The organism is Dactylosporangium sp. NPDC051484 (genome assembly GCF_040689395.1).
Taxonomy (GTDB): domain Bacteria; phylum Actinomycetota; class Actinomycetes; order Mycobacteriales; family Micromonosporaceae; genus Dactylosporangium.
In genome coordinates this window covers 15,698-35,504 of sequence record NZ_JBFAZX010000028.1, presented here as the reverse complement: position 1 = coordinate 35,504, position 19,807 = coordinate 15,698, and the positions used below count along the sequence as shown (strand labels likewise).

General features: G+C 68.0%; 12 protein-coding genes and 1 riboswitch. Of the genes, 10 read left to right on the top strand and 2 right to left on the bottom strand.

All coding sequences use genetic code 11. The features are described from left to right. Positions 1 to 64 precede the first annotated feature (64 nt). Complete coding sequence (locus AB0367_RS31335) at positions 65 to 1,888, top strand: glycoside hydrolase family 15 protein (protein WP_366230078.1); 1,824 nt, start codon at positions 65 to 67, stop codon at positions 1,886 to 1,888. 38 nt (positions 1,889 to 1,926) lie between these two features. Here the strand turns inward: AB0367_RS31335 and AB0367_RS31330 are convergent, their stop codons facing one another. Then, positions 1,927 to 2,169 carry a hypothetical protein gene (locus tag AB0367_RS31330; protein ID WP_366230077.1) on the bottom strand — a complete coding sequence of 81 codons (243 nt, stop codon included), beginning with the start codon at positions 2,167 to 2,169 and terminating at the stop codon, positions 1,927 to 1,929. Positions 2,170 to 2,413: 244 nt separating this feature from the next. After that, positions 2,414 to 2,540: riboswitch (TPP riboswitch) on the top strand. Positions 2,541 to 3,152: 612 nt separating this feature from the next. Here AB0367_RS31330 and AB0367_RS31325 point away from each other — a divergent pair. The 9 genes from AB0367_RS31325 to AB0367_RS31285 all read left to right on the top strand — a co-directional run bounded on the left by AB0367_RS31325 (position 3,153) and on the right by AB0367_RS31285 (position 18,485). Next, complete coding sequence (locus tag AB0367_RS31325; RefSeq protein WP_366230129.1) at positions 3,153 to 4,814, top strand: glycoside hydrolase family 13 protein; 1,662 nt, start codon at positions 3,153 to 3,155, stop codon at positions 4,812 to 4,814. Between the two features lie 128 nt (positions 4,815 to 4,942). After that, positions 4,943 to 6,340: an extracellular solute-binding protein gene (locus AB0367_RS31320; RefSeq protein ID WP_366230076.1), complete on the top strand. Its 1,398-nt coding sequence runs from the start codon at positions 4,943 to 4,945 to the stop codon at positions 6,338 to 6,340. 101 nt (positions 6,341 to 6,441) lie between these two features. Then, positions 6,442 to 7,440 carry a sugar ABC transporter permease gene (locus AB0367_RS31315; RefSeq protein WP_366230075.1) on the top strand — a complete coding sequence of 333 codons (999 nt, stop codon included), beginning with the start codon at positions 6,442 to 6,444 and terminating at the stop codon, positions 7,438 to 7,440. After that, positions 7,437 to 8,411: a carbohydrate ABC transporter permease gene (locus AB0367_RS31310; RefSeq protein ID WP_366230074.1), complete on the top strand. Its 975-nt coding sequence runs from the start codon at positions 7,437 to 7,439 to the stop codon at positions 8,409 to 8,411. Before AB0367_RS31315 ends, AB0367_RS31310 begins: the two co-directional genes overlap by 4 nt. Before the next feature lie 184 nt (positions 8,412 to 8,595). After that, positions 8,596 to 9,750, top strand: coding sequence for a glycosyl hydrolase (locus tag AB0367_RS31305; RefSeq protein ID WP_366230073.1), 1,155 nt, complete (start codon positions 8,596 to 8,598; stop codon positions 9,748 to 9,750). A 361-nt stretch (positions 9,751 to 10,111) separates the two neighbouring features. Then, positions 10,112 to 11,569 carry a cellulose synthase catalytic subunit gene (locus AB0367_RS31300; protein ID WP_366230072.1) on the top strand — a complete coding sequence of 486 codons (1,458 nt, stop codon included), beginning with the start codon at positions 10,112 to 10,114 and terminating at the stop codon, positions 11,567 to 11,569. Further along, positions 11,566 to 12,576 (top strand): glycosyl hydrolase, encoded by a 1,011-nt coding sequence (locus AB0367_RS31295; protein WP_366230071.1) that lies wholly within the window; start codon positions 11,566 to 11,568, stop codon positions 12,574 to 12,576. Before AB0367_RS31300 ends, AB0367_RS31295 begins: the two co-directional genes overlap by 4 nt. Then, entirely contained in the window at positions 12,573 to 14,108 is a 1,536-nt protein-coding gene (locus tag AB0367_RS31290) for a glycosyltransferase family 39 protein (protein WP_366230070.1), read from the top strand. Before AB0367_RS31295 ends, AB0367_RS31290 begins: the two co-directional genes overlap by 4 nt. Before the next feature lie 123 nt (positions 14,109 to 14,231). Continuing rightward, positions 14,232 to 18,485: a choice-of-anchor D domain-containing protein gene (locus AB0367_RS31285; RefSeq protein WP_366230069.1), complete on the top strand. Its 4,254-nt coding sequence runs from the start codon at positions 14,232 to 14,234 to the stop codon at positions 18,483 to 18,485. 698 nt (positions 18,486 to 19,183) lie between these two features. Here the strand turns inward: AB0367_RS31285 and AB0367_RS31280 are convergent. After that, positions 19,184 to 19,330: an SGNH hydrolase domain-containing protein gene (locus AB0367_RS31280; protein WP_366230068.1), complete on the bottom strand. Its 147-nt coding sequence runs from the start codon at positions 19,328 to 19,330 to the stop codon at positions 19,184 to 19,186. Positions 19,331 to 19,807: the final 477 nt, after the last annotated feature.

Genomic DNA, 19,807 nt, shown 5'->3' with positions numbered 1-19,807 from the left:
CGGGACGCCGCGGGAACAGGTGGCCGCTCGTTAGGCGGCCCCCGAATCGGGGAAGTACCCAGGTATGAACGGCGGGCGAGAGCCGGCGGCATCCGGCTATCTGCCGATCGCCGAGCACGGCCTGATCGGCGATCTGCGCACCGTGGCCCTGGTGGGCACCGACGGCACCATCGACTGGTACTGCTGTCCCCGCTTCGACGCCCCGAGCGTGTTCGGCTCGATCCTCGACGCCGACCGGGGCGGGTCGTTCGAGCTGGCCGCCGACGCGCCGGCGCGGACCAAGCAGTTCTACTTCCCCGACACCAACGTGCTGATCACCCGGTTCTTCACCGAGGACGGCGTCGGCGAGGTCCAGGACTTCATGCCGGTCGCCGGCGAGTCCGGCGAGGCGGGCCGCCACCGGCTGATCCGGCGTGTCCTGTGCGTGCGCGGCGCGATCCCGTTCCGGGCACGGGTGGCCCCCCGGTTCGACTACGCCAGGCAGCCGCACACCGTGCGGTGGCACGCCGGGCAGACACGCTTCGAGTCCGCCGACCTGTCGCTCGCGCTGACCGCCACGGTGCCGGTCGAACACGAAGCCCTGGACGCGACGGCGACGTTCAAGCTCCTGGAGGGCGAGTCAGCGGTGTTCGCGCTCGACCGGGTCGGCGACGACGTCGAACCCCGCGGGTGCCCGCACGCCGAGGCCGAGCAGGAGTTCAACGCCACGGTGGCGTTCTGGCGGCGATGGCTGTCCGCCTCCCGGTACCGCGGCCGGTGGCGCGAGACCGTGCACCGTTCCGCGCTGACCCTCAAGCTGCTCACCTACGCACCGACCGGCGCGATCGTGGCCGCGCCGACGACCAGCCTGCCCGAGCGGATCGGCGGCGAGCGCAACTGGGACTACCGGTACGTGTGGATCCGCGACGCCGCCTTCTGCGCCTATGCGCTGCTGCGACTGGGCTTCACCGGCGAGGCCGCGGCCTTCATGACGTTTCTGGCCGATCGCATCACCCGGCAGGCCGACAGTCCGTCCGGCCCGCTGCAGATCATGTACGGCATCGACGGCCGTACCCAACTTCCCGAACGCGAACTGGACCACCTCGACGGATACCAGGGATCCGCCCCGGTGCGCATCGGCAACGCCGCCGCCGACCAGCTCCAGCTCGACATCTATGGCGCGCTCATCGACTCGGTCTACCTCTACGACAAGTGGGGACAGCCCATCTCCAGCGACCTCTGGGATGCGGTCTCCGCCGTGGTGGACTGGGTCTGTGACAACTGGGACCAGCCGGACGAAGGCATCTGGGAGACGCGCGGCGGGCGCCGGAACTTCCTGTACTCGAGGCTGATGTGCTGGGTGGCGATCGAACGGGCCATGCGGATGGCCAACCACCGCGGCCTGCCCGCCGACATCCCGCACTGGGGCCGGGCCCGCGACGCGATCTACCGGCAGATCATGCGTCGCGGCTGGTCCACCACCCGGCGGGCGTTCGTCCAGCAGGAGGACAACGACGTCCTCGACGCCGCCGTCCTGATGATGCCCCTGACCAAGTTCATCGCGCCCACCGACCCGAAATGGCTCGCCACCCTCGACGCGCTCGCCGCGGAGTTGGTGTCCGACTCGCTGGTGTACCGCTACGACCCCACCGCCAGCCCGGACGGCCTGCGCGGGGAGGAGGGCACCTTCTCGATCTGCTCGTTCTGGTACGTCGAGGCCCTCACCCGCGCCGGGCGGCTCGACGAGGCGCGGCTGGCGTTCGAGAAGATGCTGACCTACGCCAACCACCTCGGCCTGTACGCCGAGCAGATCGGCCGCACCGGTGAGCAACAGGGCAACTTCCCGCAGGCCTTCACGCACTTCGCGCTGATCAGCGCCGCGTTCAACCTCGACCGGGCTCTCGGCTGACCTGTTCGCCCGGTGCCAGCAGGCCACGTTGCGACGGCCTACACGGCGGCCGGCATCGCACGGGTGCACAGCTCGCGCGCCCACTGGATCCGGTCGAGCGCCGTCTCGGGACGGTCGCCGAACGCTTCCGCGGCGCGGGCGTAGCACTCGTCGGGCCCGAGTCGTTCGAGCGTGCGGTCGACGGTCTCGCGAATCGCGGCGTCGTCGAGTTCGCTCGACTTGGGGGCGTCGGAGACGAACAGTGCCATGCACAGGACCGGGTCAACGGTGTGGGTCGTCATGGTGGACCACCTGTCCAACGGGGGCGTGGGCGTTGAGTCCACGTTCGCTCGTACCGGGCCGCGACCACCTCGGCGCCAGCGGGATTCTCCGGCTGCGGGTTTCCGCACCAGCGGATACCTGCTGGCGGTCATGCCCGCCTCAACTCGGATCACCCCGCGCGTCCTCACCACGCGATCACCCGTGATCACCCGGCGGCTCACCCCGCGCCGCGTGGCCACGGGGGTAACTTGGGATGTGGGCCTACGAGACGTGCGGGAGAGCCCAACTGGATGACAGTTGAGCTGAGAGGCTGAACAACCGAGAGGCTGAACGGCGATCCCCACTACCTGATCCGGGCAATGCCGGCGAAGGGAAACCGCCTCGTAGGTCTTTTATCGCGCCCTCTTCGCGCCGGTCCCGGCGGGCGCCTCTGTAGCTACCACGCTCGGCGCCTGCTCCGCGACCACAGCACGCAGCTCATCGTCTGCGGTGTCGCCGCATCGCATCAACGCGGCCGCGAACTCACGCGCGCGTGGCACGGGCACGCCCCGCCACGGCGACATGACCCGCGATCGCCGGAACTTGCCCCCGCCACCTGGGCCGGCGCCGCATGCCAACCGCCGCGTTGTGAGTCCCTGGGCCCACATGAACTTGATCATGGAGTGCTGGGTGCGCGTCCGCGCCAAGGCGTCGCCAACGCTTGCCCGCCGCACCCGTTGCCGGTGCTGGTCGCCGACCCGGACGAGTTCGCCTGCCTGAACGTATGAGGACGCGATCACCCGTGCGGCAGTCTCCACGAGTATCAGCATGCTGTGTGACCTGCGTGGACGACGTTTTCGGCGCAAGTGCCCCGCCGGATTCCGCAAACACGGATCGCGTTTCGGTAACAGGGCCGTCTGGTTCTTGCACAGTTGCTGTCGAATAGCTACCGTCGCTGCATCGCAGGTTTACTACGGCACACCCCGACCCAGCAGGCTCGGCAACAAGGAGTCCGCAAGTGAGCATGAGCCCGAGCGGGACGGCGGCACATCCCTCATCGTGGTGGCGTAATGCTGTCATCTACCAGATCTACCCGCGCTCCTTCGCGGACGGGAACGGCGACGGCACCGGGGATCTCGCGGGAGTTCGCGCGCGCCTCGCCTACCTGAAGGACCTCGGCGTCGACGCGATCTGGTTCACGCCGTGGTATCTCTCCCCGTTAGATGACGGCGGCTACGACGTCGCGGACTACCGGGTGATCGACCCCGCCTTCGGCACCATCGAGGAAGCCGAGACGCTCATCGCCGAGGCCGCCGCGCTGGGCCTGCGGACCATCCTGGACATCGTCCCGAACCACATTTCCGACCAGCACGACTGGTTCAAGGCGGCGCTCAAGGCCGGATCCGGCTCGCCCGAGCGCGAGCGTTTCTGGTTCCACCCGGGCAAGGGTGACGACGGCTCGCAGATCCCCACGCGATGGGTGTCGAGCTTCCAGGGCAGCACGTGGACCCGCACCACGAACCCGGACGGCACGCCCGGCGAGTGGTATCTGCACCTGTTCACCCCCGAACAGCCCGACGTGAACTGGAACCACCCCGATGTGCGCCGCGAGCACGAGGACATCCTGCGCTTCTGGTTCGACCGCGGCGTCGCCGGCATCCGCATCGACTCCGCCGCGCTGTTGATCAAGGATCCGGAGCTGCCCGAGGTCCCGGCCGACCCGCCGCGCGGCGGGCACCCGTTCATGGACCGGGACGAGCTGCACGAGGTGTACCGGAGCTGGCGAGCGATCGCAGACTCGTATGAGGAGCCGCGCGTCCTCGTCGGCGAGATCTGGCTCCCGGACATTCCTCGGTTCGCGGACTACCTGCGGCCCGACGAGATGCACACCGCGTTCAACTTCGATTTCATGGTAAGGCCGTGGAACGCCAAGGAGTTGCGCGAGTCGATCGAGACGACGCTCTATGCGCACGCGCTCGTCGGCGCACCCGCCACGTGGGTCCTGTCCAACCACGACATCACGCGACCGGTCACCCGCTATGGACGCGAAGACACGTCGTTCGCGTTTGATGCCAAGCGTTTCGGTACACCGACCGACGGTCAGCTCGGCACCCGCCGGGCCCGCGCGGCGGCGCTGCTGACCGCGGCCCTGCCGGGCTGCCTCTACCTGTACCAGGGCGACGAACTCGGCCTGCCAGAGAACGAGGATCTGCCGCTCGGGGTCATCCAGGACCCGATGCACTTCCGCTCGGGCGGCGTCGACCCCGGACGCGACGGCTGTCGCGTTCCGCTGCCATGGACGAGCGACCCCGCCCACGCTCACGGGTTCTCGGCCCCTCGACCCGAGGGCACCACCGCCGAGCCCTGGTTGCCCCTGCCCAGCTGGTGGGGGAACCACGCCGTCGACGTGCAGGCGGTCGACCCCGCCTCGATGCTCTCGCTGTACCGCGCGGTCATCGCCACGCGGCGCGGCGAACCCGGGCTGTGCGACGGACCGTTCGCCTGGCTCGACATTCCGGGCGCGGCCAGCAGTGTCCTCGCCTTCACTCGTGGCGACATCGGCTGCGTCGTGAACTTCGGCGCCGAGCCGGTGTCGTTGCCACAGCATTCCGCGGTGCTTCTGGCCAGCGGGGACCTCCCCGATGGCCGACTGCCCACGGACACCGCCGTCTGGCTCCGGCTCTGACGGCTAGTTCCTCGCCCCAACGAGTCCCTCCATCCGACCCACAACCGAACCACCGTCCACATGGGCACATCCCCGTCGATGAGCACCATGCAGGGTCGGATTCCTCCACACCCCAACAAGGAGCGACGATGAAGTACACACGTACCACGATGGCGTTCGCCATCGCGGGTGCGCTCGCGCTCAGCAGCACGCTCGTCGCGTGCGGCTCGAGCGACGACAGCAACAAGGGCGCCGACTCGAGTTCGACGACGCTCGACCCGAACACCAAGGTCACGCTCAACGTCGTGGGTCTGCTCCCCGGTGCCAAGCCCGAGGCGCAGCAGGCACTCGCGCAAGAGGTGACGGACTTCCAGAAGGAAAACCCGAACATCACGGTCAAGACGCACGACTACGAGTGGAAGGCCACCACGTTCGCGGCCGACCTCGCGGGTGGCACGCTGCCGACGGTGTTCGAGATCCCCTTCACCGACGCGAAGACGCTGATCGCGAACGCGCAGATCAGCGACATGCAGTCGTACCTGGCCCAGCTGTCGTACGGGGCGAACTTCAACAAGAACCTGCTGCAGTACGGCCAGGGCCCGGACAGTCACGTCTACGCCATTCCCGCGAAGAGCATCTACGCGGTCGGCCTGCACTACAACCGTGACCTGTTCACCAAGGCCGGCCTTGACCCGAACAAGCCGCCGACCACCTGGGACGAGGTCCGCACCTCGGCCAAGGCCATCGCGGAGAAGACCGGCGTGGCCGGCTTCGCCCAGATGTCCAAGGACGGCACCGGCGGCTGGCAGCTGACGGTCGACACCTACGCCCGCGGCGGGCGCGTCGAGGACGGCAAGAAGGCGACGCTCACCAACGACGCGACCAAGGCCTCGCTGCAGTTCCTGAAGGACCTGCGCTGGACCGACAACTCCATGGGCGCGAACTTCGACTACGACTGGTCGGGCATCAACCAGGCGTTCGCGGCCGGCAAGCTCGGCATGTACACCTCGGGCCAGGACGTCTACACGAGCCTGGTGCGCAACAACAACATCGACCCGAAGACGTACGGCCTGACGATGATCCCGCTCTCCGGTGGTGACTCGGGCGTGCTCGGTGGCGGCACCATGGCCGCCGTGTCCAGCAAGGCCAGCAACAACGACAAGGCCGCCGCGATCAAGTGGATCGACTTCCACTACCTGCGCAAGTACACCAGCAAGGAGGCCGCGTCGAAGGACGCGGAGACCCAGGTGGCGAGCAAGCAGCCCGTGGGCACCCCCGAGCTGCCGATCTTCTCCCAGCAGCAGTACCAGCAGTACCAGGAGTGGATCAAGTCCTACGTCAACGTGCCGCTGGACCAGATGAGCACGTTCACCAGCAAGGTCTTCGACGCCAAGCTCGTCAACGAGCCGGCCATCGCCACCCAGGACGTCTACAAGTCGCTCGACACGGTGGTGCAGGCCGTCCTGACGAACAAGGACGCCAACATCGACCAGCTGCTCAACGACGCCAACGCGAAGGCGCAGCGCGCCATCGACGCGGCGGGCTGACACTCACCATCATCAACAACCCGCTAGGTGTGGGCCGCCGGTAGACCGGCGGCCCACCCCGGGGGCTCTGCCCCCGAAACCAGGACGAGGAGTGATGTGCCGTGAGTGCTTCGGGCACGCTGCGGCAGACCGGCGACGCCGCCGCCGGTGGCAACCACAAGCCGGGGACGGGCGGGCCCCGGGGCGGGCGGGGACGGGTTCGCCGGCGCGACCCAGTGAGCTGGGCCCAGCGCGGCGGGCTGAGTTCGGTCGTATTCGCGCTGCCGCTCCTGGTCATCTTCGGAGTCTTCTCGTGGTGGCCGATCGTGCGGTCGGTGATCATGAGCTTCCAGAAAACCAACCTCGTCGGGACGCCGACGTGGGTCGGCTGGCGCAACTTCGAGTACGTGCTCACCGATCCCGACCTGCCCACGGCGATCCTCAACACCTTGTACTTCGCGGTACTCGCCCTCGTGATCGGCTTCCCGATCCCGCTGGTGACGGCGGTGCTCATCAGCTCGGTCCGGCGGCGCAAGGGCGTGTACTCCGCGCTCGCCTACCTCCCGGTCGTGGTGCCGCCCGTCGTGGCCGTCCTGCTGTGGAAGTTCTTCTACGACGGCTCCTCGGACGGCGTGTTCAACACGATCCTGCACTGGTTCGGGCTCGGCCCGTACACCTGGCTGTCGAGTCCGTCCCTGGCCATGCCGTCCCTCGTCATCGAAGCGACGTGGGCCGCGGCCGGCGGGACCGTGATCATCTACCTGGCCGCGCTCATCAGCGTTCCGGACGAGCTGTACGACGCCGCTGAGGTCGACGGCGCCGGCATCTGGCGGAAGGTGTGGCACGTGAGCATGCCGCAGCTGCGCGGCGTGCTGCTCATCACGTTCATCCTGCAGATCATCGGTACCGTCCAGGTGTTCCTGGAGCCCTACCTGTTCACCGGCGGCGGCCCGGCGAACGCCACGCTGACGATCCTGCTGATGATCTACGACTACGCATTCGGCCGGTCCCTGGGCGGGAACTACGGGGCGGCGACGGCCCTGTCCGTCATGCTCGCCGCGTTCCTGGCGATCCTGTCGCTGGTGTACTTCAAGCTTACGTCCGGCTGGAGCAAGAAGTGACCGGCCAATACATCCCCGAGGGGAAGAAGACCACCATGACCTTCCCGTCGAGGGCTGCGCGACCGGTCCGCAAGCGCAAGGCATCCCAGTTCGACGGCGGCCGCGGCTACGTCTCCGAGCAGGACTGGCGTAACCCCCGCGTCAACGTGACCATGAAGATCCTGCACGGGACTCTGCTGGTGCTGCTCCTGGTGGTCGGCATCGGGCCGATGCTGCTCCTCGCGAAGTACGCGATCACTCCCACGCAGGACATCATCCGCACGCCGCTGGCGGTCTTCCCGCACGGTGTGCGCTGGGAGAACATCACCGAGGCGTGGAATGACGTCAAGATCAGCAGGTACTTCCTCAACACGATCTGGCTCGCCGCCGGCTCCTGGTTCGTGCAGTTGCTCGTCGCGACCACGGGCGGCTTCGTCATTTCTGTCCTGCGGCCCGCCTGGGCCAAGGTTGTCAACGCTCTGGTGATCGCGACCCTGTTCGTGCCGGCCGTCGTGCTCCTCGTGCCGCTGTACCTCACGGTCCTCAATCCGCCGCTTGTGGGCACGTCGCTCATCAACAGCTTCTTCGCCGTGTGGCTGCCGTCTGGCGCAAGCGCGTTCAACGTCGTGATCGTGACGCGGTTCTTCGACAGCCTCCCGCGTGAGGTGTTCGAGGCCGCCAAGGTCGACGGCGCCAGTTCGTTCCGGCTGTTCTGGTCGGTCGTCCTGCCGATGTCCAAGCCGATCCTCGGCGTCGTGTCGGTGTTCGCGGCCATCGCGAGCTGGAAGGACTTCCTCTGGCCGCTGCTCGTGCTCAAGGACCAGGCCAAGCAGCCGCTGTCGGTGCGCCTGCCCGCGATCGCGCAGCAGACAGATCTGGGCGTGTTCCTCGCGTCCCTTGCGATCTCGACGCTCATCCCGGTCGTGTTCTTCCTCATCTTCCAGCGCCTGTTCCTCTCGAGCGCTGGCCTGGGGGGCGCCGTCAAGGGCTGAGTTCACGACCCTTGGCCAGATCCTGGGGACGCCGGGTCCACGGGGCCGGGCGTCCCCTGCCCCGTTCCGGACTGCCGGGAAGCGACCTGATGCGCTTGCTGTCGCAGGTCGCAGGAATCATAGGTCCGTGTCGAATACAAGCTCTCGGAGCCGGCCGCCGGCGGTCGTGACACTGTCCGCGGCGTTGGCGGTCGCCATCGCTTGTGCCGTCGCGGCCTACGCAGTGACGGTCGGAGCCGAGAAGCGCCGGTATCCCGGCATCGCCGCGAGTGTGCCCGCGCCCCCCGCCTCCTCCTCAACGCGGGTCGACCCGAAGTGGCCGTTCGTCGGTGCGTACACGGGGCCCGGCGCGAAGGGCGTCGAACGGTTGCGGGACTGGGAGGCATGGTCGGGGGTCCGCACCCGGTTCGCCCTCGACTTCGCGCCGGCCGACTCCTGGACCCTCATCGAGGGCGGCGACTGGCAGCTCGCGCCGTGGGCGGACAGCGGGCGCCGCCTGATCTATTCCGTGCCGTTGTTCCCGAAAGCACAGGGAAATCTGTCGGAGTGCGCTGCCGGTGATTATGACGGGCACTGGAGCGCACTCGCTCGCAATCTTGTCGAGCACCGGCTGGCCGATACCGTCGTACGACCTGGCTGGGAGTTCAACGGAAACTGGTACGGCTGGGCCTCCGCCGGCCAGGAATCCGCCTATGTCGCGTGCTTCCGGCACGTTGTCGACGCCATGCGAGCGGTGTACGGACAGCATTTCGCGTTTCTCTGGAACCCGGTCCTCGGCACGGAGTTCTCCGCGGCGGAGCCGGCGTACCCGGGTGATGGCTACATCGATTTCGTGGGCATCGACGTCTACGACACGTCATGGGTGCGCGGCACATACCCGGTGGCGGCGGACACGAGCGCCGAGCGGCGCGCCGCGGTGCGCGAAGCCGTGTGGAGCACCATCCTGGATGGCAGCAGGGGACTGCGGTACTGGATGCGGTACGCCGCCGCGCACGGCAAGCGCCCCGTCATACCCGAGTGGGGCTTGTCCGAGCGTACGGACGGTCACGGCGGCGGCGACAATCCGTACTTCATCGAGCGTATGCTCGCGTTCCTGGCCGACCCGGCCAACCGGCCGGCGTTCGCCATGTACTTCGAAGCCGAGGCGCCGTTGAGTGGCGGCCTCAACGAGCACCGGATGGCCCTGGATCCGCCGGTATTTCCGCTGGCCGCCGCGCGCTTTCGGCGGCTTGTGGCATCAACTGATTCCGCTGATTTCGGTAGCGATGCGGACAGGCGGCAGCCGCCGAGAAGTGCCGGATATGGGCGATTTACCAGAAATGTCGCATTGACATCCTGATACAGCGTGGCCTATCTTCGGGAGCGTCGCGCCGCCGAACCTCAACGCTCGGTGCGGCAATTCGGGGGATAGTGATTTCGTGAATTTGCCATCGCTTAGCGCATCGAGCAGCGACGCAGTGGTTTCGGATCTTTACGTGCGGAGTGCGAGCCAGTTGGGTGCGCCGGCCACTGCCGATCCGGTGGTTGTCGCTGATCCCACTGCCGAATTCCGTATCCCAGGCCAGCTACGCAGGGCATCTGCCGGACGGCGTGGCCAAAAGGGCGCGACGGAGGGGGTCCGGCCCGCCTACGCGACGGTTCCGCTACCGCCCACTGACCAGGAGCTCAAGCTCTACCGCAGGCGGGGCCTCGGGTGGCTGATGCTCCCGAGCCTGGTCAGCTTCGGTGCGCTGGTGTACAGCCAGACGCTGTTCATGCGCCTTTCGCCATGGCTCTGGCTGCTCGCGCCACTTCTTGTCTTCACGATCGTCTATTACATCGTCTCGTTGATCGTCAACGCGTTCACGCCGAACTTCCGGATGGCCGACCACGAGAAGCTGGTGAAGAACTGGCGGCCGCAGCGGTATCCGACGGTCGACATGTTTCTGCCGGTCTGCGGTGAACCGCCGCACGTGCTTCGCAACACCTGGGAGTGCGTCCGCGAGATGGCGCGCTATTACCCCGGCTCGGTCGCGGTCTACGTGCTGGACGACTCGCCGACCGAGGACATGGAGCGGATGGCGCTCGCCTTCGGCTTCGTCTACCAGCGCCGGCCCAACCGGGGCTGGTTCAAGAAGGCCGGCAACATGCGCTACGCCTTCGAGCGCACGCTGTCGGACTTCATCCTGGTGCTCGACGCGGACTTCAGCCCGCGCAAGGACATGCTCGACCAGATGCTCCCGTACTTCGACGCCGAACCCGACGTAGGCATCGTGCAGTCGCCGCAGTACTTCCGGGTGCACAAGGGCCAAGGCTGGGTCGAGCGGGGCGCTGGCGCGGTCCAGGAACTCTTCTACCGCTCGGTCCAGGTGTCCCGGCAGGCCCACCGCGCCGCGATCTGCGTCGGCAGTTGCGCGATCTACCGCCGCGCCGCGCTGGACTCCATCGGCGGCTCCACGCTCATCGAGCACTCCGAGGACGTGCACACCGGGTTCGACCTGCGGACGCAGGGCTGGCAGCTGCGATACATCCCGGTCGTGCTCGCCGCAGGGCTGTGCCCGACCAACGTCGATTCGTTCTTCACCCAGCAGTACCGCTGGTGTGCCGGCTCGATGAGCCTGCTGACCTCGCGCAAGTTCTGGGCGACGAAGCTGTCCGCGCGCGCCCGGCTGAGCTACATCTCCGGGTTCTGCTACTACTTCCACACCGGGCTGTTCACCTTCGTCGGCCCCGTCATCCCGGTGCTGATGCTGACGCTCTTCGCCCACGAGATCCGCTTCGTCAACTACTTGTTGATCCTGCCGAGCGTCATCTACAACTTCGTCGTCTTCCCGCTGTGGCACCGTGCCTCGTACGGGCTCGAGGCGTGGACGGTGAAGATGGTCTATGGCTGGGCGCACGCGTTCGCGATCACGGACCTGATCCGCGGGCGCAGCATGGGCTGGCAGCCCACCGGTGGCACCGCCAAGAAGAGCAAGACGCGCCGGCTGTGGCTGGGCGTGAAGTACTGGACGACCGGGATCGGGGTCGTGTGGACGGGCCTCGCGGCGTGGCGGATGGTGACCTCCGAGGACCCGTTGCCCTTCGTCCCGGCGTTCTTCGGCGCGGTGTTCTTCCTGACCATCGCGCTGCAGGCGGTGCTGGTCAATCCGGAGCAGGACATCGAGGTCGTTCTTTGAGAACGCGCCACCTCGTCGCGCTGGTCGCGATCGGCGCGATCGCGTTCGCCGAGGCGACGGTGCTGCATACCGTCGACATCCACGTGCCGGCCGACACTCCGTCCATCGCCACGGTGACCGGAAAGGCCGAGCCGGGCGCATCCCAGCCGCCGAAGACCTACGATGTCGCCCCGCTGCTGCGGCCCGCGAAGAAGTACCTCGGCGTGACCGTGGATGGGGGAGTCAACACTCCCGCGATCGACTCGTTCGCGAAGCAGATCGGCAAGAAGCCCAACCTGGTCGCCGTTTTCGAGAGCTTCAACGACGGATTCGCGGCCAGTGAGGTGCGCAAGGTGTACGAGTACGGCGGCCTGGCGATGATTCGCTGGGAACCCAAGGGCGTCCCGATGGCTGATCTCGCCGCGGGCAAGTACGACCAGTACGTCGTGACATTCGCTAAGGCGGTGCGCAAGCTCAACCTGCCGATCGCGCTGACTTTCGGGCACGAGATGAACGGCAACTGGTACACCTGGGGCACCAAGAGCACGACGCCCGCGCAGTTCGTCGCCGCCTGGCGGCACGTCCATGACATCTTCGTCGCGCAGCAGGCGACCAACGTGCTGTGGACCTGGACGCCCAACGTCGTCACCTATCTCAAACAGGTCAAGCTGGCCCCGTTGTATCCGGGTGACGACTACGTGGACTGGTTGGGCCTCGACGGCTACTACTCGCAGCACGGCCCCAAGACGTACACCGACCTCTTCGCGCCGACGATCGCCGAGGTGCGCGCGATCACCAAGAAACCCATCCTCATCGTCGAGACCGGCATGGAGCCCGGCACGGCGCGACCCGGCCAGATCGAGAACCTGCTCACCTCGGTGGCCGACAGCGCCGACGTCATCGGTTGCGCGTACTTCAACCTCAACGCCACCAAGGACTGGAAGCTCGACGACTCGGCCTCACAACGCGCATTCGCGAAGCAGGCCGGCGCCGACGTGTTCGGCTTCGATGTCGGGACGATCAAATGATCGTGACGCTGGACCCGCCGGCATCCGTCGCCGACCGGCCCGCCACACCGCTCGGCGCCGTGCGCGACTGGGTCACGCCCGCGCTGGCACTACTCGGCGCAGCCGCCGCCTTCGTGGTCGGCTTCGTCGACCTAGGCAAGCGCGACCTATGGAACGACGAGTTCGCCACCTGGCACGGCGCCACACTGTCGGCGCACCAGGCCCGGATGTTCATCGGCAACATCGACCTGGTCCACGGCTTCTACTACCTGCTGGTCCGGGGCTGGATGGTCTTCGCCGGTGACTCGCCGGCCGGGCTAAGGTTCCTGTCGCTGCTGGCCGTTTCCGCAACGGCCGCGCTCATCGTCGTGCTCGGCGGCCGGCTGTTCGACCGCGCCGTCGGCGCCGTTGCCGCGCTGGTTTACGTGGCCCTGCCGGTGACCTCGCGATACGCGCAGGAGGCCCGCTCATACGCGCTGGTGACGTGCGGTGCTGTGCTGGCGACGTGGCTGCTGCTTCGAGCGCTGGAGCGGCCGGCGCGGCGGCACTGGTGGCTCTACGGCGCGAGCATCGTCGCGGTCGGCTGGCTGCATTTCGTCGCGCTGCTGGTGCTCGCAGGCCACCTCTTCTACGTCTGGCGTACCGCCGGCGGGCCGGATCGGCGCTGGCAGTGGACGACCGTCACGGGCACGTCGACACTGTTCGTGCTGCCGCTGCTGGTGCTCGCCAGCGGCCAGTCGGGCCAGATCTCCTGGATCAAGGGCGACTGGACCGCCGTGCGCAAGGTCTTCGCCGAGTTGGTCGGCGGCGTGCCGATGCTCGCCGTCGTCGTGCTGTTCCTGCTGCTCGGCGCCGCGCTTGCCGCACAGCGGCGACCGGCCGTGTTCATGCTGGTCATCTGGGCCGTGCTGCCTCCGGTGTTCGGCTACGCGACGTTCACGCTGCTGCACCTGTTCATGGCCCGGTACTTCCTGTTCACGGTGCCGGCGGTCGCACTGCTGGTCGCGTTCGGCGCCGTCCACTCCGGCCGGCTCGTCGCCCGCCCGGTCGCCACCGCCGCCGGCCTCGCGGTCGGCCTGGCAGTCGTCGCCGGGCTCGCCTTCGCCGGCCTCCCGGCCCAGCGCACGATCCGCACCAGCACGCTCGAAGGCCAGCCCAGCTACGTCGCGGCCACCCGCTACATCGCCGAGCATGCCCAGCCCGGCGACGGCGTCGCCTTCAACGACGGCTTCGGCGGGCCCACCGACCTCGCCCGCAAGGCGACCGACTATCAGTTCCGCAACCAGAGCGCGGCGACCCGTCCGCGCGACGTGTTCCTGGCCCAGGCGGCGCGCGACCGCGGCTGGCTCACCGCGCTCGAGTGCGCGGACCAGGTCACCTGCCTGGGCGACACGCAGCGGGTCTGGCTCATCGAGACCGGTCACATCGGCAACCAGTTCGAGGGTCTGCCGCCGAGCCGGGCGAATCTGCTGCAAAGCGCCTTCACGGTCAAGCATCTGGAACGGTTCGAGAAGGTCCGCGTCGTCGAATTGGTTCGCAAGTCCCCGCACTAACCCTCCCTGCGAATCGAAGGAAGCATCGTGCCCAGTCACGAACAGCCCTATCGGCCCGCCAGCCGGCATCGCCTGCGTGGGCATCGTCGCGCCAGCCGCAATCCCCTCCGGATCGCGCTCGCGATGACCCTGCTCGCGGGAATACTGGGCGGCTTCCAGCTGTCCAACGCCGCCGCGGACGTCTTCACCAATTCGCAGGACAGCCTCCGCAGCGGCTGGGACTCGGCCGAGCCCAACCTCCCGCCGGCGACCGTCACCGGCAGCGGATTCGGCCAGCTCTTCTCGACGCAGGTCAACGGCCAGGTGTACGCGCAGCCGCTGGTCGTGGGTAGCACCGTGCTGGTGAGCACCGAGAACAACTACATCTACGGCCTCGACGCCGTGACCGGCGCGACCAAGTGGTCCCGCAGCCTGGGTGCGCCCTGGCCGGCGAGCACGACCGGCTGCGCCGACTTGACGCCGAACCTCGGCAACACCTCGACCGGCGTCTTCGACCCGGCGACGCAGACGTACTACCTGACCACGAAGGTCAATGACGGCCCCGACGCGCAGCACCCGAACTGGTATCTGCACGCCGTCGATGTCACCAACGGCGCCGAGCGCACCGGGTGGCCGGTGAAGATCGCGGGCACGCCGAGCAACGATCCGTCGCACCCGTTCGTCGGCTACGACGTGAACCAGCGGCCCGGCCTGCTGCTGCTGGGCGGCGTGGTCTACATGGCCTTCGGTGCCCAGTGCGACTACGGCACGTACGTCGGCTGGGTGGTCGGCGTCAACACCGGCACCAAGGCGATGAACATCTGGTCCGACGAATCCGGCGCGACAAGCCGGGGCGCGGGCATCTGGCAGAGCGGCAGCGGCCTCGTCTCCGACGGCGCCGACCGGATCTTCCTGGCCACCGGCAACGGCATCACGCCACCGAACGGACCGGGCACCAACCCGCCGAACCAGCTCTCCCAGTCGGTGGTGCGGCTCGGTGTGGCCGCCGACGGCACGCTGAGCGCCAAGGACTTCTTCAGCCCGACCAACGCGGCGACGCTGGACCAGAACGACCAGGACCTCGGCTCGGGGGGGCCGGTGGCGCTGCCGTCGCAGTACTTCGGCACGGCCGCCGTCCCGAACCTGATGTTCCAGATGGGCAAGGACGGTCGATTCTTCCTTCTCAACCGGGACAACCTCGGCGGCAAGGCGCAGGGCGCCGGCGGCACCGACGCCGTCGTGCAGACCGGTGGCCCGTACCGCGGCGTGTGGGGCAGGCCCGCCGTCTACGGCGGCGAGGGCGGCTACCTCTACATCGTGCAGAACCAGCAGTCGATGCTCGCGTTCAAGTACGGCGTCGACGGCTCTGGCAAGCCGGCGCTCAGCCTCGCCGGCAACTCCACGGAGTCCTTCGGCTACACGTCCGGCTCCCCGGTCGTCACCTCGAACGGCACCAACGCCGGCTCCGCGGTCGTGTGGGTCCAGCGGGTCGACGGACCAACCGGCGCCAACGGGCAGCTGTGCGCGTACAACGCGATCCCGGTCAACCAGTTGCTGCCGCTGCTGCGCTGCTTCCCCATCGGTACCGCGGTGAAGTTCGCCACCCCGGCGACCTCCAACGGCCGCGTCTACGTCGGCACCCGCGACGGCAAGGTCTTCGGCTTCGGCCAGCCGACCACCGCAGCCCTCACCACGGCGCAGAACACGTTCGCCCAGACACTCGTCGGTACCACCGGCACTACCACGGTGAAGGTGACCGCCACCCGGCCGATCACCATCAACGCGATCACCACGTCCGCGCCGTTCGCGGTGACCCCGCCCGCGCTGCCCCTGTCGCTGGCCGCCGGCGAGAGCATCGACGTCCCGGCGACCTTCACGCCGACGGCGCCCGGCTCCACGCCCGGCGTGCTGTCGTTCAACCTCATCGACGGCGGCATGGACCAGCTGTTGCCGACCGGGTTGCAGGGCAACGCGTACAAACCGGGCCTGGCCGCTTCGCCGCCCACGCTGCAGTTCGAGGAGACGCCGGTCGGCGGCAACCTGACGCTCAGCGCCAGCTTTACCAACACGGGCATCACCGATGAGACGGTGAGCGCGGTGACCGGCCCGTCCGGGCCGTTCACGGTGACCGGTCTGCCTGCCGCTGGCGCGACGGTCGCCGCCGGCCAGTCGGTGGCGGTCTCGGTGACCTACACGCCGACGGCGGCCGGCACGAACACGTCGTCAATCACAGTGACCAGCGGCAACGGCACCGCGACGATGGCGCTGCAGGCCACGGCCGTCGTCGGCGTCGCCCAGCTGTCCATCACGCCGGCGTCGGTGAACTTCGGCAGCGTCCCGGTGGGCCTGTCGGCGACGAAGACACTCACCGTGTCCAACACCGGCAACCTGGCCGTGACGGTCACCAAGGCCGCGCCGCCCGCGCTGCCGTACGTGGTCAATACGCCGCTGCCCGAGGGGCAGGTGCTCGCGCCCGGGGACACCATCCAGGTGCAGGTGACGTTCGCGCCTTCCATGCCCGGCACGTACAACAACGTGTACACAATCAGCTCCAACGATGGCAACGGCGCGCACGCGGTTCCGGTCACGGGCTCCTCGACGAACCCGCCCAGCGGCACGCCGCTGCCGTCGCTCGGCGGCGGCTGGGTGTTCAACGGCTCGGCGAAGATGTCCGGTTCGGACCTGTCGCTCACCCCGGCCACCTCCAACCAGGCCGGCTCCGCGGTCTACGCGACGCCGCTGCCCTCGGCCGGGCTCACGGCGTCGTTCCAGGTGCAGCTCGGCCCCGGTGGCGGCGCGGACGGCATGACGTTCGCGATGCTCGACGCGGCGTCGGCGACCGCGACAAGCCTCGGTCAGGCCGGCAGTGGCCTGGGCTTCCGCGGCCTCAACGGCGTGGCGGTCACGCTCGATACCTACAAGGGTGGCAACGACCCCTCGAACAACTTCATCGGCCTGACGACCGGCGCCGTGGCCGGTCAGCTGACCTACGTGGCCACGGCCACGAACATCCCGGCCCTGCGTACCGGCACCCACAACGTCGTGGTCAAGGCCACCACCGGCAACGTCGACGTGACGATCGACGGCACCCAGGTGCTGTCGGCGGCGGTCAGCCTGCCGGGCAGCGTGCTCGCCGCGTTCACCGGCGCCACCGGCGGCTCCGCCGACGAGCACTGGGTGCGCAACGTGACGATCTCGTCGGGCACCACGCTGCTGCCGCAGCCCGGTACTGGCTGGATCTTCAACGGCAGCGCCGCCATGGCCGGCAACGAGGCAGTTCTGACGCCGGCGACGAACATGCAGGCCGGCTCGGCGTTCTACTCGCAGACGATCGCCACCGACGGCATGACGGCGGCGTTCACGCTGCGGATGAACGGCGGCAGCGGCGCCGATGGTGCGACCTTCGCGCTCATCGATCCGGCGCAGGCGCCGGCCGGTCCGGCCAGCGTCGGCGCGAAGGGCAGTGGCCTGGGCTTCGCGGGCCTGCCGGGCGTGGCGGTCGTCTTCGACACGTTCGCCGCGTACGGCGTCAACTCGTACAACTGGGTCGGCATCGGCACAAGTACCGCCGGCGGCGCGATGACCCTGCTGGCGAGCACCACGTCGGTACCGCAACTGCGGGTCGGCACGCACAGCATCAATATTTCGATCAGTGGTACCACGATCACGCTCAAAGTCGACGGGAACACCGTGCTCACGAAGGACGTGCCGGGGCTCCCGGCCACCGCCCTCGCCGGCTTCACGGCTGGCAACGGCGGCATGAACGACGTCCACGCGGTCAGCAGCGCGCAGATCGTGGCTGGTGCCTCACTGGTGCCGTCCCCGCCGGCTGCCGGCTGGACCGCCAACGGCGCGGCCACGATCAGCGGTGGCTCGCTCCAGCTCACCCCGGCCGACGTCAACAAGGCCGGCACGGCGATCTTCGGCCAGCCGATCCCGACCGCCCGGCTCAACGCGAAGTTCACCGCGCAGCTCAACGGCGGCACGGGCGCTGACGGCATGACGTTCATGCTGCTCGACGCCGCCCAGGCGAGCCCGACCTCGCTCGGCACCAAGGGCGGCGGCCTGGGCTTCGCGACCCTACCCGGGGTCGCCGTCACACTGGTCACGTACCCGCAGCCCGGCGTCAACTCGACGAACTTCATCGGCATCGCGACAAGTACCGCCGGCGGAGCGATCAGCTACGCCTCCTCCTCGACGGCGATCCCGCTACTGCGCAGCGGAACACACGCTGTGGAGGTCTCCGTGGTGAACGGCAACCTGGTGGTGAGCCTCGACGGCACCCAGGTACTCAACACGAAGGTCAGCATTCCGGCGTACGCGCTGGCCGGTTTCTCCGGAGGCACCGGCGGGATGACCGATATTCATGCCGCGAGCAACATTTCGATCCGTTACTGAATATCCACGTATCCGCAGCACCGCCCATAGGGTCTCTGCGCTACTCCAGGCGGGCGCGCCGTATCGTAGGGCACGGCGCGCCCGGTGAGTCAACTGGGCCGCGGCGCTGTTTCGTCGGCGCCCACTCGCCGCAGGGCGGCACCCAAAGCCGGCCGCCAGGTTCGGCGACGACGGCATAGACGCGAAATCGCCTTACTCAAATAAGCTTCGCCATTGCTCACGCGACTACTTGTGTGACAGCAGGCTGATGCCCAAAACGGCGGGCATTGCCGCGGCGGCGAGCAGGACGATGGCCTCAGTGCCACTGGATCGGCTGGCGAACCAGATGAGTGACACGCATGCGGCAAAAGAAGCAACGGCCGGAAGCCAGCGCTTGCCGGGCAAGGAAGTCAAGCGTCGGCCCCCATATTCGAGCGATATGAAGTCAGCTTGGCACGGTGACGGTGTTTTTCGCAATCTTCCGAGAGTTGGCCACGATAAATACGTCTCGGCCCCGAACCGGCCTTCGCGGTTGTCGTTGGCTCGCGATGTTCGCGCTCTGCCGGCTTCGCGGATAATATCGACAATGGCGACTGGAAGGTGTGTAAATCGCAGACCGTTGTGTGGGGAGGCTGCCGTCGAGCCGGACCGTCGAGCTTGCCATTCACGCGGCCGGCGTTGCGGGCTTGCCGTCCTGCGGCAGTGGATCTCACCGGTCATCAGTCGGTCAGTGCTGCGGTCAGTAGTGGCGTCAGGAGTTTGATGTAGCTGGTCGTGACGTGGCTGCCGTCGCGGTACACCAGGGCGTTGCCGATGATTGCCGGGCACAGCGTGTCGGTGCAGAACCACTCGGTCGGGTCGGGCACGGCGACCACAACCTGCGCATGTCGATGGACTTCAGCTCCGGAGCGGCCGGCGTGATCCTCGCCGCCGACGCCATCCAGGGCCCGCTGCGCCTGCCACTACTGGACGCCTGACCGCATGGACGACCCCGGTCTCGGTGATCTGCCCGACGTACAACCGCTTGGAAGCCATCCTGTCCACGATTGACTCAGTCCGGGCCAGACCATCGGCGACTGGGAGATGCCCAGCGCGTCGAAGCACTGACCCGGACAATTCGGGCAACGCGGATCGCCCTGATCACCACACTGGCCGCGCCGTTCGGCGGCACGCAGCCGCTGTGACGCGCTGACCGACCCGACCTTCCGGTACGCAGGAGTCATGATCAACAGGGTTGGAGTGTTCGTCGCCCACGACCGGATTCGGGTGGCCAGCAGGCCGCGCTACCCGGCTTCGGCCTCGCCGGACGATGGGTGATTATGTATCGTCCACCTCCCCCCAGG